The organism is Nocardia amamiensis, from assembly GCF_015477605.1.
Lineage (GTDB): Bacteria > Actinomycetota > Actinomycetes > Mycobacteriales > Mycobacteriaceae > Nocardia > Nocardia amamiensis_A.
Genome location: NZ_JADLQX010000001.1, coordinates 347,275 through 363,403, shown reverse-complemented (window position 1 = coordinate 363,403; position 16,129 = coordinate 347,275). Strand labels below are relative to the sequence as shown.

The window sequence follows — 16,129 nt, the reverse complement described above, 5'->3', positions numbered from 1 at the left end:
CCCGCTCAGCGGTCCGTGCACAACCGCCTGCCGCACGGATCGCCGGATGCTGGACAATGGACGCCGTGAACGACGCCGTGAACCACACTGCCGAATCAGTTCCGGGCCCGCCGTCCACAGTTTCGGCCTCGGCCGAAGGCGGGCCTCGGCACAAGACCGGCTCCCGCCTGTACCCCCGGGTCACCAGCTTCCGGTCGCGCAGGGGCGCACTGACCGCGACCCAGCAGCAATCCTGGGACCGGATGTGGCCGACGATCGGTCGCGAGGTGGGCGACGAGCCGCTGGACGCCACCGCCTGGTTCGGCCGGGAGGCGCCGCTGGTCATCGAGATCGGCTGCGGCACGGGCACCGCGACGGCCGCCATGGCGCAGGCCGAGCCGCATCTGAACCTGATCGGCATCGAGGTATACCAGCCCGGCCTCGCGCAGCTGGTGCAGCGCATCGAGCGCGAAGGGATCGAGAACATCCGGCTGCTGCGCGGGGACGCGGTCGACGTGCTGGAACACATGATTGCCGAGGAGTCGCTGACCGGCGTCCGCGTATTCTTTCCTGATCCGTGGCCCAAGGCGCGCCACCACAAGCGGCGGCTGTTGCAACCCGCGACGGTCGCGTTGATCGCCAGCCGCCTGAAGCCGGGCGGTGTCTTGCACGTCGCCACCGACCACGCCGGTTACGCCGAACACATTCATCAGGTCGGCATGGCGGAACCGCTGCTCAGAGGGTTGAACGAGACCACGGGCGGAGACAGCGTCCAGCATCGCGCGACCGCGCCGATCGGGTTCGAAAGGCCCGTGACGAAATTCGAAGGCAAGGCGCATCGCGCCGGTAGCGCCATCACCGAGCTCATATGGGGGAAGATCGACCAATGAGCGTCAGTGAGATGGCCCACGAGGTGGTCGATGTTGCGGGGGAGGTGCACGGAGGCGGAACCGAAGGCCTTGGCGGCGCGGCGCCGGACGTGCGCCGGGTCCTGCTGGTCTGGGACGCCCCGAACCTCGACATGGGCCTCGGCGCCATCCTGGGCGGGCGGCCGACCGCCGCCTACCGCCCGCGTTTCGATGCCCTCGGCCGCTGGCTGCTGGCCAGAACCGCGGAGTTGTCGGTGGGCAGCGTGCATCGCGTCGAACCCGAGGCGACGGTCTTCACCAACATCGCGCCGGGCACCGCCGACGTGGTGCGGCCGTGGGTGGAGGCGCTGCGCAACGTCGGCTACGCGGTCTTCGCCAAACCCAAGATCGACGACGACTCCGATGTCGACGCCGACATGCTGGCGCATATCGCGTTGCGCAGCCGCGGCGCCGGTTTGGCAGGCATCATGGTCGCGTCGGCCGATGGCCAGGCGTTTCGCGAACCGCTGGAAGCACTCGCCGCCAAGGGTGTACCGGTGCAAGTGCTCGGCTTCCGCGAGCACGCGAGTTGGGCCGTCACATCCGATACTCTCGAATTCATCGACCTCGAGGACATCCCGGGCGTATTCCGTGAACCACTGCCCCGGGTGAGCCTCGACTCGCTGCCCGACGAGGGTGCCTGGCTGCAGCCGTTCCGGCCGCTGTCGGCACTGCTCACCTCTCGCCCTGCGCAAGGAGTCGCTTAGTGTTCACACGCTGGGGCGATCTGGCCTACCGGCTGCGCTTCGCCGTCATCGGGATCGTCAGCGCGGCCCTCTTGGCATTGGGCGGATACGGCTTCGGCCTGGAACACCACCTCAGCTCCAGCGGATGGGACGACCCGACCTCGGAATCGGCTGAGGCGGCGCGGATCTCGGACGCGGCGTTCGGGCGCGACCACAGCAGCGACGTGATCGTGCTCTACACCGCGCCCGAGGGCAAGACGATCGATGACCCGGCGTTCCGGCAGCAGATCGTCGACAGCCTCAACCGGCTGCCCAAGGAGCACCCGGACCAGATCGCCAAGGTCAACGGCGCCTACTGGCAGACCGATACCGGGCCGGGATCTCCTTCGCTCTTCGGTTCGAAGGATAAGAAGTACACCTTCGCCTCGATCGCCATCGTCGGCGACAACGACACCGAGATGGTGCGCAACTTTCGGAAAGTGAAGGACGTCTTCTACATTCCGGGCGTCGACGTCCAGGTCACCGGCTTGCAGGCGGTGGCAGGCACGCTCAACGACACCATGGCCGCCGACCAGAAGCGCATGGAGATGCTCGCCATCCCGGCGGTCGCGGTGCTGCTGTTCTTCATCTTCGGCGGACTGGTCGCCGCGGGCCTCCCGCTGGTCGTCGGCGGTCTCACGGTCATCGGCGCCAACGGCATCATCATGTTCCTGACGAAGTTCACCGAGGTGAACTCGTTCGTCTCCGGTGTCGTCTCGATGATCGGCCTCGGCCTCGCCATCGACTACGGCCTGTTCATCGTCAGCCGTTTCCGCGAGGAACTGGCCGAGGGCTACGACACCCGCGCGGCGGTCCGCCGCTCGGTGATGACGGCGGGCCGCACCGTGGTGTTCTCCGCGACGATGATCATCGCCAGCCTCGGCGGCATGCTGCTGTTCCCGCAGGGCTTCCTGAAATCGGTGGCCTACGGCACCATCGCGACGGTCTCGCTGGCCGCGCTGACCGCCATCACCATCCTGCCCGCGATGCTCGCCGTCCTCGGCCACCGCGTGGACATGCTGGGCCTGAAGAGGTTTCGCAAGACCAAGACCGCGGAGGAAGTCGAGAACGGCTTCTGGGGCAGGATAACGCAGTGGGTGATGAAGCACCCGCTCAAGATCGCCGTCCCGATCTGCATCGGCCTGCTGCTGCTCATCATCCCGGTGAAGAACCTGGCCTTCGGCGGCATCAACGAGCGGTACCTGCCGCCGGACAACAAAACCCGCGTGGCTCTGGAGAACTTCTACGAGGTCTTCCCGCTGAAGAAGACCGATCCGGTCCAGCTGGTCATGGTCTCCGAAGACAGCAACGCGGTCGGCAAGGTGTGGAAGCAAGCCAGCGAGGCTCCCGGACTCACCGGCAAATTCGATGTGCCCAGCCGATCCAACAGCCAGCCCGACGTCTATCGGACGAGCGCGACGCTCGAGGATTCGGAAAACGCCGACCCGACCATCGACTACCTGCGCTCGATCGACGTGCCCGACAATGTCCAGCTCTACGTCGGCGGCCAGCCCACGATCCAGAAGGACAGCATCGACGCGCTGCTCGACCGCATGCCGGCGATGATCGCGCTGGTCATGCTCGTGACCACGCTGCTGATGTTCCTCACCTTCGGCTCGCTGGTGCTGCCGATCAAGGCCGCGCTCATGAGCGCGCTCGGCCTCGGCTCCACGCTCGGCATCCTGACCTGGATCTTCGTGGACGGCCACGCCGCGAGCCTGCTGAACTTCACACCGCAGCCGATCATGTCGCCGGTGCTGGTGCTGATCATCGCCGTGATCTACGGCCTGTCCACCGACTACGAGGTCTTCCTGCTGTCCCGCATGGTCGAGGCGCGCACGATGGGCGCCTCCACCACCGAGGCGGTGCGGGCGGGCACCGCGCACACCGGCCGCATCATCACCGCGGCCGCGCTCATCCTGCTCGTCGTGGTCGGCGCGTTCGGGTTCTCGGACCTGGTGATGATGCAATACATCGCCTACGGCCTGATCGCGGCGCTGTTCATCGACGCGACCATTCTGCGCATGCTGCTGGTGCCGGCCACCATGAAGCTGCTCGGCGACGACTGCTGGTGGGCCCCCGCCTGGATGAAGAAGGTTCAGCAGAAGATCGGCCTCGGTGAGCCCATCCTCGACGACGAGCGCCCCGGCGGCGGCGACGTCGTCGACCTGGTCAAGACCACGCCGGTCACCGACCCGGTGACCATGCAGATCCCCGCGATCACCGCCGCCAACAAGGTGCCACGCAGGCGCAAGCCGCGCACTGTCGCGGAGATCGAGGCCGAGGCGCCCACGCGGCGGCTGGACCGCACGCCACCGCCGTCGCCTGTACCGCAGCCCGCACCTGCGCCAGCGCCGCACGATCCGACCAGGAGGCGTCCTACGCCGCCGACGAATTCCGCCGCTCGGCAGGGTGATCCGATCCGGCCGCGGCGGATCGCGCAGATCCCGAAGGCTGCACACCTCACGCCCCCGCCGGACCAGGCCGATCAGCAACCGCAGCCGATGTCGGCGACGACCTATAACGCCGCCGGACCTCGATCGGCTCCGTCCGCAGGCACGCCGCGGGATCCGAGCGGATCGCACGCCGGGCCAACCTCTCTGGCCCTGCCAGAGCACAGCGCGCGTCCTATCGTCCCGTCCGTCACTCCGCCGCCGCGCCCGATCCAGCCTCCGGAGCCGCAGCATCTCTCAGGAGTGCAGGACCCCACCGATTTTCGCCACCAGGCCTCGACGCCGCCCGAACCCCGGCCGCTCTCGCGAGAGACGGGCGGTCCCGCGCATCGCGCGCCCGAGACCGGGCCGACTTCGGAGCCGGACAACGGCCCGGACACCAACCGCAGCAGCATCGAGAATTGGATGGCCGAACTCCGGTCCTCGCGCCGTCAGAGCGTGCGGCACAGCGAGGGGCGTCACCATGACAGCGAGGGCCGCACGGTCAGCGTGAACGAACTGCTGCGCCGCCGCGAACGCGAGTGAGCGGCCGCCGACTCGGCCACAGCTTCCCTGATCCGGGCCGAGCCGCCCAGTTCCGTGCGATATGCGCATCGCCGGATCGCTCGGCTTGTCCCCGGTCGCCTGGGTACCGAATGCCTGTCACCCCGTGGACTTCGAGGTTCGAGACATTCGGTCGGCACCGGCTGGTGTGAAGCCTTCGCGGTCACCCGACGGCCGGGTCACCGGGGTCGCGGTCCGCTCCCGAGTCGGCGAAGGCGCGGGCGTAGCGGGTTCCGGCCAGGAGCAGCAGGATGCCGACGACCAGGAACGCGGCGACGCGGACGAGCCCGTCCAGGGTGGCCAGGTCGAAGAGGAACAGTTTGGCCAAAGCGGCCGCGGTGACCAGCAACCCGGATCCGAGGGCGAGTTTCGCCACGGCGGGTGCGCCTGCAAGCCTGCGTAATCCGAACAGGAGCGCAGCGGTGGCGCCCGCCATCCACAGGATGGTCGCGGCGCTGTGGCCTATGAGGAACCCGTTCCGGGCGCCGGTCGCGACGCCGATGGACACCGTCGCGGCGGTCACCGCGTAGAGTCCCGCGACGCTGGCGGCGATCCACTGCACTTCACCGCCGACCGCCATACCGGGCAGCCGTCGCGCGCACCACAGTGCCACCGCGACCACCCCGAGGGCGAGCACCGCGCCGAGCACGGTCGCCGAGCCCAGATTCGCCTCGGAACGAGCCTGCGCGGCAAGGACATCCGGGCCCGCGACGTTCAGCAGCGCAAGTCCACCGAATACGGCGAATGCCGCACCGATTCCGGCCGCGACGCGGGACCGCTGCTGGCCCGCCACGCCGAGAAACGCCAGCGCCACCATGAGCAGAGCGATCGGCAGCGTCTCGGTCTCCGACACGCCGACGCACGCCTCGAGCAAGGCGATCGAACCCGCCACGGCGGCGACCACGGTGGTATGGCCTGGAATCCGCAGGTACGCGCCCAGTTTCGGCAGCATGGGCACCGCGGCGACGAGCAGGAGCACCGCGGCGGCGACCGACGCCACCAGTACGGCGGCGCGCCGGTCCTCGTACATGCCGGGCGCGATCAGGATCGGGACCAGCGCCGCCGCCATCGTCAGCGCGGCGGTGAGGTCGGCGGGACGATGCCGGACGACGACGATCGTCCCGGCGAGCCCGACCAGCGCGACCGCCGCCGCGGCGACGAGCAACCAGGCCCGCTCACCCGCCGCGGGAGTGCCGAGCACGGCACCCACGAGGAACACGAAGGTCGCGAGTACCGCGGGCATCGTGCGCGCCGCGTGCAGATATGGCCAGTTCCGCGGCAATTGAACCGGTACGCAGGCCACCTGCAACACGATCAAGAACCCGAGCAGCACCAGGCGGCTGGTCAGCACCGGCGACAGCGCCGCAACGGCGAGCACCACCAGCACGGCCAACGGCTGCGACCGCCACCGCATCGCGAGGCCGACTCCGGTGGCGGCGACACCGAAGGCGACCGCGAGTCCGAGCACCGGATGCAGCCAGTGGTAGATCGCGGTCACCGCGACCACGTCGAGGTAGGCGCCGGCGATGCCGGTGGCCGCCAAGGCGATGCCGCCGACCCGTCCGCCGGTCCGTCCGAAGACCCGCACGCCCGCGCCCACCAGCGCCGCCGAGAACACACCACCGGCGACGACCCTGGGCACCGGACCGAAGAAACCCGCCTGCGCGGCCAGCACCAGCAACATCGCGACGCCGATCAGCGTCACCGCGACACCGGCCAACGCAAGGATCCGGCTGATCACGCCGTCGCGCTGCCACCATGGCGTGTGCGGGACCCGCGGACCAGCCGCGCGTGGTGGTACGGGCGGACGCGGCGGCGACATCGGCGACGCGACTCCCGGCATCGGCCCCCGAGCGTTCGGCGCCCACTGCGCGCCTCCACCCCATCCTCCGCTAGGGGGCGGGGCGAAACGAGACACGTACGCGGGCTGCGGCGCGGGAATTGCACCAGTCATAGGGGAATGCGCGGGCCAAGGCGGTGCCGCCGAGCCGGACGATCCGGTAGCCCAATCGGAAGCCGAATCGCCGGTCCCGCGTGGTGCCGAACCACTACGAGCCAGGTCGCCGGGCCCGCCGGATGCCGTTGTCCCGCTGGGCACCGAGCCGCTTTGTGCCGGATCGCCAGGTCCGCTGGACATCGACGCTCCCTCGCTGGTGCTCGCCCGCAGAACATCCGGCGTCGGGGAGACACCCGGTACCGCGGAAGACATCCGTCCCGGCTCCCCGACAACCCCTTGACCTGCGGGCGAATCCGCGGCGACCTGCGCGCGCAGCAGCTCCAGATCACGCCCGAGCGCACCCAGCCGCGTCCCCACCGCGGTGAACTCGCCGGAGAGCCGCGCGAGCAACGCCGGATCGATAGAGGTAGTCATGACTTCATGCTGATTGCCACCACGCGCGCAGGCATGAGTAGTAACCCCTGTAGACAGCCGATATCTACCTGATCGGCGCCGGATCGCCGGTGCTGCGAGCGCACCCACACACGACCGGCCCCCACCCGGCAGCCGAGTGAGGGCCGGTCTCCGCCAGATGGTCAGTAGGCGCGCAGGCCGATAACCTCGTGTACCGCTTCGATCACCGCGGAACGCGGCGGCATCCGCAGGACGCCGGGCGCGGGCTCCCCTGCCCAGTGCCAGCCGAGTGGTGAGTCGGAACTGGGGAGCAGGATGATCCGGCCGCCCGGGACCACGGTGACCTGGTGACCGGCGAGGGAGCGCCGGATCGGTACCTCCACGGGCCGAGCGGGGCTCGGCGGCGTGACCAGAAAAGTCCAGTTGCGTTCGCCTGGATCGGCGACCACGGGTGCGGTGTGGTGGCGTTCCAGCTGGGTCAGGACCTTACGGCCCAATTCCGGCGGCATGACGATCGCGCCGATGATGGAACCCGTGGTGATCATCGGGCGTCCGGCGAGAAGCTGAACCGGAAGCCCGTAGGTATGCCGCAGCAGGTGCGCGACTTCGTTCGGAGAATGACAGCGCTCGAACATGCCCCTACCCCGCTCCGAAGAAGCCGGATCCGGTGCTGACAACGGACATTCGGCATAGCAACTCCTGCTGGTCGCGCACCCGCCGCCTGGGGAACGCGGGTAGGGCGCTGACGAGGCGTGCCGATCGAGTGGTGCTGTGGCGCGCCGGTCGCGTGGTCTGTGCATCGAGCCCGCACGCGCGATCGGCGCGTCCGGCCTGCACGGTGTTGTTCGGCATGGTGATCATTGCCGCCGCCCTTTGCTGTCAAAGTTGCAGAAAGGCAACGGTATTCCAACTAGCAGCCAACTAGTCGTACGCAATGTCCCACTTCGGTCGAGTTCGATGGCATAGCGTCGTACTCTGAAACCCAGATTTAACAAAAGGACTTGGGTACATGGACGAATCGTCGATCGGAGTTCGGATCCGCCAGTTCCGCGGGAAGGCGCTCACCCAGCGCCAGCTCGCCGACCAGGCCGGGGTCAGCGTGGATCTGGTGCGCAAGCTCGAGCAGGGCGGCCGCCAGACCGCCTCGATCGCCAGCTTGCAGAAGATCGCGCGCGCCTTGGACGTGGACATCGCCGACCTCATCGGCAAACGCCACGGCGTGCCGTCCGCCAACCCGGACGCGGGCATCGTCGCCATTCGCCGCGCGCTGACGCCGGTCGACGACATGCTCGGCGAGACCAAGGAGGAAGCGGCGGTCAGCCTCGACGACGGTCGCCGCGCGGTCGAGTACGCCTGGGGCGCTTACTGGTCGGGCCGCTACGAGCTGCTGACCTCCATCCTTCCGCCCGGGCTGACCCAGCTGCGCGCCACCGTGCACGCCGCTCGCAACGGTTCGGTCGCGCCCGCCAACGAGCTGCTGGCCAGGATGTACTGGGTAACCGGCTGCACACTGGTGCATCTCGGCCAGACCGATCCGGCCTTCCTGGCGATCCGCCAAGCGCTCGGCGCGGCCGAACTGGGCAACGACCGGCTGCTGCTGGCCACCATCCGCGGCTCGGTCGCCTGGCAGCTGCTGGTGCAGGGCCGCTACGACGAGTCACGCGGCGTCGCGTTGAACGCGGCGGCGAATCTGGAGCCTTCCGGCGATGTCACGTCCGCCCACCTGTCCGCCTACGGCTCGCTCGTGTTGCAGGGCGCGACCGCCGCGGGCCGGGCGCAGGATGTGCACAGCGCTTTGTCGCTGGTCGAGACCGCAGGCGAGGTCGCGCTGCGGATCGGCGGTGATCGCCAGGATTACGAGACCTATTTCGGCCCTTCGCAGGTGGTCATGCAGACCGTCGACGTGAACGTCTCCTCCGAGCGCTACCCGGAAGCGCTGGCCGCCGCCAAGGACATGCCGGTCAACGGGAGTCTCCCGCAGGCGTCGCGGGCCCGCCACCTGGCCGACACCGCGGTCGCGCTGACCCGCACCGGCCAGCACCAGCGCGCACTGGACGCGCTGCTGACCGCGGAACGGGTGGGCGGAGCGGACTGGCTGAAGTACCAGACGCTGCCCCGGCATATCGTCTCCGAACTGCTCGACCACGACCGGCGAGTGCCGCTGCGCGCCTTCGCCCGCCGCATCGGGGTCAACACCTAGCTCGCCGAACACTCAGCCGCCCGGTCGATCACCTCGTCCAGCACCTCGCTAGTGAGCGAGCGAACCGTCAACACAGCCGCCAATGCCGTCATGGCGGAGTCGAGCGTCAGCGAGGCGCAGGCATGAGCGCACCAGGACATCGATCGTGCGGGTGATTCGCTCCCGCTCGGTCCGCAGCTCGGCGACCAGCGCCGGGGTGGCGTACTCGTTGGAGCCGCCATCCGCATCCGCCACCTCGCTTTTCGAGTCGACTCAGCGACCCGTCAACCGGCGCCAGTGCGCCATGAACGGATGCTTGGCGGTCACCGACCCCAGCCGCATCCGGCCGTGCACCACCAGGTGCAGCGGGCCGAGCGGCGGTCCGGTGCGGACCTTGTTGTTCACGCTCGAGCCGATCAGCTCCAGCGCGTTCAGGTCGACGGTCGCCTCGGCGGGCACGATCAGGGTGACCGAACCGCAGTAGTCGTCGATGCGCACCTCGACCACCTGGGTCGACATGATCGCCTCGGTGAAGTCCAGGGTCACCCCGGACATCCAGTTGTTCAGATACAGCCTGGACGCCACCTGCCACGGGCCGCGGCGATTGACTGCGGACATACGCGAGCGGATCACGTTGCCCGCCGTGTTCGAGCCGGGAACCGGCGGCGCCGGCTTGCCGAAGGCGGGCGGGGAGTTCACGAAGGTCGACGGCGGGGCCGCGGGACGGCCGATCAGGCGGACGCCGGGCAGGTCGATGAGCACGGCGTTCAGTTCTCCGCGGGTTTTCGCGGCAAGTGCGGTGTCCATCCGCTCGGTGAACTCACCGAGCGAGAGCATGCCCAAGCCGACCGCGCGCTGCAAGAGCTGACCGACGTGTTCGCGCTCCGCGTCCGACACCCGCAGTTCCCGGTCACCCACCGTCGACGCCGCCGGGTTGCCGCCATCGGAGCCGACCGCATTGGATACCGATTCGGGGCCGACCATGCAGTCGAGAGTACCGAGCGCGCGGCCACGGCCGCATCAGGGCGATCCCTGATTGCCGGAATCCGCCCGACGTCATTTCCGGACTACTCGAGCCCCTGCTCGATGGCATAGCGAGTCAATTCCACCCGGTTCGCCAGCTGCAGTTTACGCAGCGTCGCCTGCACGTGGTTCTCCACCGTGCGATGGCTGAGGCCCAGTCGCGCCGCGATCTGCTTGGCCGACAGTCCTTTCGCCACCATCCGCAGCACCTCGGTCTCCCGTTCGGTGAGGGCGGGGCGATGCGGCTCGTCGGGCTGCGCGGGTGCGGTCGCCATACGCCGGTACTCGCCGAGCACCAGCCCCGCCAGTCCGGGCGTGAAAACCGCCTGGCCGGCGGCGGTGGCGCGGACGGCGTCGATCAGCTCCGCCGCCGACGCGCTCTTGACCAGATACCCCGATGCCCCGGCCTTGATCGCGTCCAGGACGTCGTCGCGCTCGGCCGATGCCGAGAGCACCAGCACCCGGGTCCGCGGGGAGACGCGCAGCACCTCGGCGGTGGCCTGCGCCCCGTTGCCGTCGGGGAACTGCATGTCCATCAGCACCACGTCCGGTCGCACCGCCGCCGCTCGCCTGGTCGCCGTGCCGACACCGTCGGCCGTGGCCGTCACGTGGAATCCGGCCTCGGTGAGATCGCGGGAGACGCCGTCCCGCCACATCGGGTGATCGTCCACCACCATCACCGAAATGGTCTCGGCCGCCTGGTCCGTCATCCGCGCCTCCCGTCCGCACTCATCTCGGCACCCGGAATTCCCATTCGGTGCCGAAACCGACGCCTCCGTCGATCTCGGTGAGCAGGTCCGCGCTGCCACCGAGCGCCGCGATCCGCCCGACGATCGACCGCGACACCCCCATCCGCCCTTCGGCTTCCGCCTCGGCCAATCGGCCCGGCGGGATGCCGACACCATCGTCGCGCACACTGACCACCAGTTCGTCTCCGGTGTCCTCCAGCAGCACATACGCTTTCGCATCCGGTCCGGCGTGCAGCTCCACATTGGACAGGGCCGTGGCCACGGCGGCCGCGATCTCGTTCGCCATCCAGCGCCCGACCCGCACCGGATCGCCGGGCGTCGACACCGACACTTTCGGTGTGGACTGCGCGGTCAGCAGCGGACGCAGGTCCACCTCGGTCCCGTCTTCGTCTCGGTGATCGGCCTGCTCGGAGATCAGCACGCGCAGCGCCACCTCTTGCTCGCCGGCGCGCAGCGCCAGTTCCTCGGTGGGGCCGCCGATCTCGCTGCCACGGCGCTTGATGTAACTGAGCACCTGCAACACGCCGTCGTGCACCTCGCGGGAAAGACGTTCGCGCTCTTCGGCGGCCGCGGTCAGGCGCACCGCGTGCTCGAGCTGGTCTTGTGCGCGGCGCGCGGTGTTCGCGGCCAGCCCCAAGGCCAAGCCCACCGAGACGAGCACCGGCACCGTCGCATCCGTCCACACGTCTTCGCCCCACTGGTCGCGCACGGTCAGCGACACCGCGGCGATCAGCGCGCCGGAGAGCACGCCCGCGATCGGCCCGCGCAGGATGGCCGCGCCGATCACGGCGTTGGTGGCCCACAGCGTGGTCGGCAGTGTCTGGTGTCCGTGGTACCAGCCGTAGTCGGCGACCAGCCTGGTGGCGGCCATCAGCCCGATCACGACCACGTGATCGCCGATCACCACCCAGGTGCGCAACCGGGCGACGCCGGGGAACTGCCACTGCGACAACATGATCGCCGAAGCCCCCGACCACACGGCCATCAGCGCGATGAGCACCCAGCTCAACCGCTGGTTGGTGTAGTACGGCGCCGAGGCGATCTGCTGACCGACCGCGTACAGCAGCGTGACCAGCCGCAGCGCCTGGGCGGCCCGCCACAGCGGCGTGGTCGCCACGTCGGCCGAGCGCAATTCAGGGGTGCGCCGCGCCGTCATCGGACTCCCCGCCCTCCTCGGACTCCGCCCGCTGCCGCGCCGTGCCCGCCGTTTCCCCCGCTTCTCGTCCGGCGGCTTTCCGCTCCGCCGCCTGCCGGTGCGCCGCCTCGACCAATGTCGCCGTCACGTCGAACCGGCCGGGATCGGGTCGGTCCGGTTCGGCCGAATACAACCTGTGATGGTCGTCGCCGGTCTGCAACTCCTCGAACAGCTCCTCGGGACCTTCCAGCAGCGACCGGATCGCGGTGTTCATCACCGCGACGAACGGCACAGCCAGCAGACCTCCGGCAATTCCGCCCATCACCACCCCCGCGGTGATGGCGAGCACGACCGCGAGGGGATGGATGCTGACCGCCCGGCCGAGCAGCAGCGGTTGCAGCACATGGCCCTCGAGCTGCATCACCGCGATGATGATGCCGAGCACGATCAGCGCGGTGACCAAACCCTTGGTCACCAGCGCGATGAACACCGCGATGAAGCCGGCCAGAAACGCGCCGATGATCGGGATGAACGCGCCGATGAACACCAGGGAGGCCAGCGGAAGCGCCAGCGGCACGCCGAGGATGGCCAATCCGGCGCCGATGCCGATGGCGTCCACCGCGGCGACCACCACGGTGGCGCGGACGAAGCCGACCAGCGTGCCGAACCCGAGCTGCCCCGCGGTGCGCACCCGTTCGCGGTGCTCGGTGGGCACGACCCTGGTGACGAACTCCCAGATCTGATCCCCGCCGTAGAGGAAGAAGATCAGGATGAACAAGGTGAGGAAAGTGCCGGTGAGCAACTCACCGATCACGGTCGCGGTGGTGAGCGCTCCGCTGGTCAGGCTGTCCTGATTGGACTGGATGGCCTTGACGATGGCGTCGCCCGCGTTGCGGATCTGCTCGTTGCTCAGGTGCAGCCGTCCATTGATCAGCCAGTCCTGGATCTGATGAATGCTGTCGGTGAACTTGGCGGACAGCTGCGGGACGCCGGCGACGAACTGCTCGACGACGAACGTCATGATGCCCGCGACCAAACCGAGCGACCCGACCAGGGCGACGAAGACGCCCAGCGCGCGCGGTAGCCCCATCCGCTGCATCCAGTCCACCAGAGGTGCGAGCAGCGCCGCCGCGAGCAGCGCGATGGCGAGCGGAATGACCACCGTGGCCAATTTCTGCACGATCGCCGTGATCGCGATCGCCAGCGCGAACAACACCAGCAGCCGCCAGCCCCACTCCGCGGCGACGCGCACGACCGGGTGCACCGTCTCCACCGCGGGCCGCGACAGGCTGATCTTCCGCTCTGGACTCGACTTCGGCTCGGTCACCTCCTGAGCTTAAGGGGCGCAGTCGGACGTAGTCCGTCTTCAGCGGTGCCGCCGATCGGCACCCGGACATGCCGACTTGTCGAAACGCTAGATTGGTCCTCGTGTCGGCGCCCTTGGAAGCGGTCAAACAGACCATGCGAACGCGCTGGCCGCTGTACCTGACATCGATGCTGCTGGCGAACGCTTTCGGCGCGGTTCTGGTATGGGCGTTCATCCAGTACGGGCTGCCCGTCCCGGAGGGTGAGCCCTCCGGCGTCAGGCGCACCGGCCTGCTGATCCCGGCCCTGGTCTTCCTGACCGGCGGCCTGCTCAGCATGGCCGCCTCCGCCCTGATGCTGCGACCGGTGATGCGCTGGCAGATGCGGGGCGGACCGCCCAGCAGGCAAGAGCAGATGGCCGCGCTGCACGCCCCGCTGCGTCAGGCGATCCTGCATCTCGCGCTGTGGTTCTCCGGCGGAGCCGTCCTCGCCGCGCTGATCATCAAGGACACCCCCGCGCTGGCGGGCGCGGTCGTGGTCACCGAGTGCATGGCCGCGACCTTCGTCTTCGGGTTCACCTACATGCTGGGCGAACGCATCCTGCGGCCGGTCGCGGCCCAGGCGCTGACCGAGGGGACCTTCGACCACACCCTGACCCCCGGCATCGGCACCAGAATGGCGATGACCTGGGGATTGGGCACCTTCGCCCCGACCATCGCCATCGTGCTGCTGTGCGTCACCCAGATCTCCTCGGATGTGAAGTTCTCCGCCCAGTCGCTGGCGTTGTCCATCCTGCTGCTGTGCGGTGTGGTGATCATGCAGGCACTCGCGTTGTCCATGCTCACCGGTTCCAGCATCTCCGACCCGGTGCGCCAGCTCAGCCAGGCGATAGACCGGGTGCAAGCAGGCGCGCGCGACGTGCAGGTCGAGGTTTTCGACGGCAGCGTCATCGGGCTGCTGCAGGTCGGCTTCAACCGGATGATGGAGGAGGCCGCCAAGCGCCGCGAGCTGCAAGAGCTGTTCGGCCAGCACGTCGGCGAGGACGTGGCGCGGCGGGCGCTGGACTACGGCACCGAACTCGGCGGCGAGACCCGGTTCGTCGCGGTGCTGTTCGTCGACATGGTCGGCTCGACCGCGACCGCGGCCGAACGCCCGCCCACCGAGGTGGTGAGCCTGCTGAACGAGTTCTTCCGCATCGTGGTGGACGTGATCGACCGCCACCACGGTTTCGTGAACAAATTCGTCGGCGACGCGGCGCTGGCCATCTTCGGCGCGCCGCTGGACCGCCCGGACGCGCCGACCGCCGCACTGGCCGCCGCCCGGGAACTGCGCGAGACCCTGCGGGAAGTTCCCGGCCTCGACATCGGAATCGGCGTCTCGGCGGGCTTGGCCGTCGCGGGCAATATCGGTGCCGCGAACCGTTTCGAGTACACGGTGATCGGAGATCCGGTCAACGAGGCATCCCGGCTGACCGAACTGGCCAAAGAACGGCCCGGCCGGACACTGGCGTCGGGCAGCGCGCTGTATTTCGCCGAGGAAAGCGAGCAGGAGCAGTGGGAAACCGGCGACGAGGTACAGCTGCGCGGCAGACGCAGGAAAACGCTCCTGGCCTGGCCGCGGGAACGGGCCGACGCGCCCGAGGGTACCGATGCCGAAACGGCGCGTTCGTTAGGCTGACGGCGTGACGGCCAACGGGGAACTGGCAGGAGAACCTGCGCCGCCGCCCACGGCGGATTCCCGCCGTGGCAGGTTCCGGTGGCTGAAATGGGTGCTCGGAGCCGCCCTGCTGGCCTTGCTGATCGCTGAGGGCGTGTACCTCTGGCCCCGGCTGCACGAATCGTGGCGCAAACTCACCGAGATCCACTGGGGCTGGCTCGCGGCCGCGATCTGGCTGCAGGCGGTGTCCATGAGCGGTTTCGCCAGAGTGCAGAAACAGCTGCTCAACGCGGGCGGGGTGGGGGTCAGTCAGCGGAAGTCCGTCGCGGTTGTCTACGGCGCGACCGCGATGTCGGTCAGCCTGCCCGCAGGCCAGGTGTTCTCCACCGCGTTCACCTATCGGCAGACCAGGCGGTGGGGCGCGAGTCCGATCGTCGCCTCCTGGCAGCTGGTGTTCTCCGGTGTGGTCGCCGCGGTGGGGCTGGCGCTGCTCGGCGTCGGCGGCACGCTGCTCGCGGGCGGGAACGTCGGCCCGCTGAACCTGATCCTCTCGCTGGCCGCCGTCGTGGCGCTGGTGTGGGCGGGCAATTACGTCTCGCGCAATCCCGGTTCGCTCGAAGCGCTGCTGCGCAGGCAGCTCGCACTGGTCAACCGGCTGCGCAAGCGCCCGCAGGACCAGGGCGCGAACAAGGTCGCCGACATGCTCGAGCAGCTGGAGTCGGTGGATCTCGGCAAGCGCGACGGCGTCCTGGTGGCGGTGTGGGCGCTGGTCCATCGGTTCGCCGACGTGGCCTGTCTCGGCGCGGCCTGTTATGCGGTCGGCGCCGATCCGCGGATCGCGGGTCTGTTGCTCGCGTTCGCCATCGGCAAGGCGGTCGGGTCCATCCCGTTCGCACCCGGCGGCATCGTCTACGTCGACGCGACGCTGATCTACGGCCTCACCGCCGCCGCGGGCCTGCCCGCCGCGCAGGCGGTCGCCGCGGCGTTCGTCTACCGGATGGTGAGCTTCATCCTGGTCGCCATCGTCGGCTGGATCGTGTTCCTGTTCCTGTTCCGGACACGGCAGGCGGAGGACGCGGAGTTCGAGAAGGAATTCGAGCAGCGGCGGCTGTGAGCCGCCTGAT

12 protein-coding genes are annotated in these 16,129 nt (G+C 69.1%); 6 read left to right on the top strand and 6 right to left on the bottom strand.

Annotation, left to right across the window (positions count from 1 at the left end; all coding sequences use genetic code 11):
• The first annotated feature begins 56 nt into the window (after positions 1–56).
• The 3 genes from trmB to IU459_RS01645 are packed head-to-tail and all read left to right on the top strand — an operon-like array spanning position 57 to position 4,590.
• Entirely contained in the window at positions 57–869 is an 813-nt protein-coding gene (gene trmB, locus IU459_RS01655) for a tRNA (guanosine(46)-N7)-methyltransferase TrmB (protein ID WP_195127617.1), read from the top strand.
• A complete protein-coding gene (locus IU459_RS01650; RefSeq protein WP_195127616.1) occupies positions 866–1,594 on the top strand; it encodes an NYN domain-containing protein in 729 nt (242 codons plus the stop codon). The genes trmB and IU459_RS01650 overlap by 4 nt, the downstream gene beginning before the upstream one ends.
• Positions 1,594–4,590 (top strand): MMPL family transporter, encoded by a 2,997-nt coding sequence (locus tag IU459_RS01645; RefSeq protein ID WP_195127615.1) that lies wholly within the window; start codon positions 1,594–1,596, stop codon positions 4,588–4,590. Before IU459_RS01650 ends, IU459_RS01645 begins: the two co-directional genes overlap by 1 nt.
• A gap of 181 nt (positions 4,591–4,771) precedes the next feature.
• Here the strand turns inward: IU459_RS01645 and IU459_RS01640 are convergent, their stop codons facing one another.
• Complete coding sequence (locus tag IU459_RS01640) at positions 4,772–6,979, bottom strand: DUF2339 domain-containing protein (protein ID WP_228837172.1); 2,208 nt, start codon at positions 6,977–6,979, stop codon at positions 4,772–4,774.
• A 161-nt stretch (positions 6,980–7,140) separates the two neighbouring features.
• Positions 7,141–7,593, bottom strand: a complete 453-nt coding sequence (locus IU459_RS01635) for a hypothetical protein (protein WP_195127614.1) — start codon at positions 7,591–7,593, stop codon at positions 7,141–7,143.
• A gap of 374 nt (positions 7,594–7,967) precedes the next feature.
• On the opposite strand from IU459_RS01635, the gene IU459_RS01630 reads away from it, so the two are divergent.
• Positions 7,968–9,158: a helix-turn-helix domain-containing protein gene (locus tag IU459_RS01630; RefSeq protein ID WP_195127613.1), complete on the top strand. Its 1,191-nt coding sequence runs from the start codon at positions 7,968–7,970 to the stop codon at positions 9,156–9,158.
• A 252-nt stretch (positions 9,159–9,410) separates the two neighbouring features.
• Here IU459_RS01630 and IU459_RS01625 read toward each other — a convergent pair whose 3' ends face one another.
• The 4 genes from IU459_RS01625 to IU459_RS01610 form a co-directional block, all read right to left on the bottom strand.
• Positions 9,411–10,055, bottom strand: a complete 645-nt coding sequence (locus IU459_RS01625; protein ID WP_195127794.1) for a DUF1707 SHOCT-like domain-containing protein — start codon at positions 10,053–10,055, stop codon at positions 9,411–9,413.
• 149 nt (positions 10,056–10,204) lie between these two features.
• Complete coding sequence (locus IU459_RS01620; RefSeq protein WP_195127612.1) at positions 10,205–10,870, bottom strand: response regulator; 666 nt, start codon at positions 10,868–10,870, stop codon at positions 10,205–10,207.
• Between the two features lie 19 nt (positions 10,871–10,889).
• On the bottom strand, positions 10,890–12,065 hold the full coding sequence (gene macS / locus IU459_RS01615; RefSeq protein WP_195127611.1) for a MacS family sensor histidine kinase: 1,176 nt from the start codon (positions 12,063–12,065) through the stop codon (positions 10,890–10,892).
• Complete coding sequence (locus IU459_RS01610) at positions 12,043–13,308, bottom strand: AI-2E family transporter (RefSeq protein WP_324198709.1); 1,266 nt, start codon at positions 13,306–13,308, stop codon at positions 12,043–12,045. Before IU459_RS01610 ends, macS begins: the two co-directional genes overlap by 23 nt.
• A gap of 197 nt (positions 13,309–13,505) precedes the next feature.
• On the opposite strand from IU459_RS01610, the gene IU459_RS01605 reads away from it, so the two are divergent.
• Positions 13,506–15,026 carry an adenylate/guanylate cyclase domain-containing protein gene (locus tag IU459_RS01605; RefSeq protein WP_195127793.1) on the top strand — a complete coding sequence of 507 codons (1,521 nt, stop codon included), beginning with the start codon at positions 13,506–13,508 and terminating at the stop codon, positions 15,024–15,026.
• 4 nt (positions 15,027–15,030) lie between these two features.
• Entirely contained in the window at positions 15,031–16,119 is a 1,089-nt protein-coding gene (locus tag IU459_RS01600) for a lysylphosphatidylglycerol synthase transmembrane domain-containing protein (protein WP_195127609.1), read from the top strand.
• The last annotated feature ends 10 nt before the right edge of the window (positions 16,120–16,129 follow it).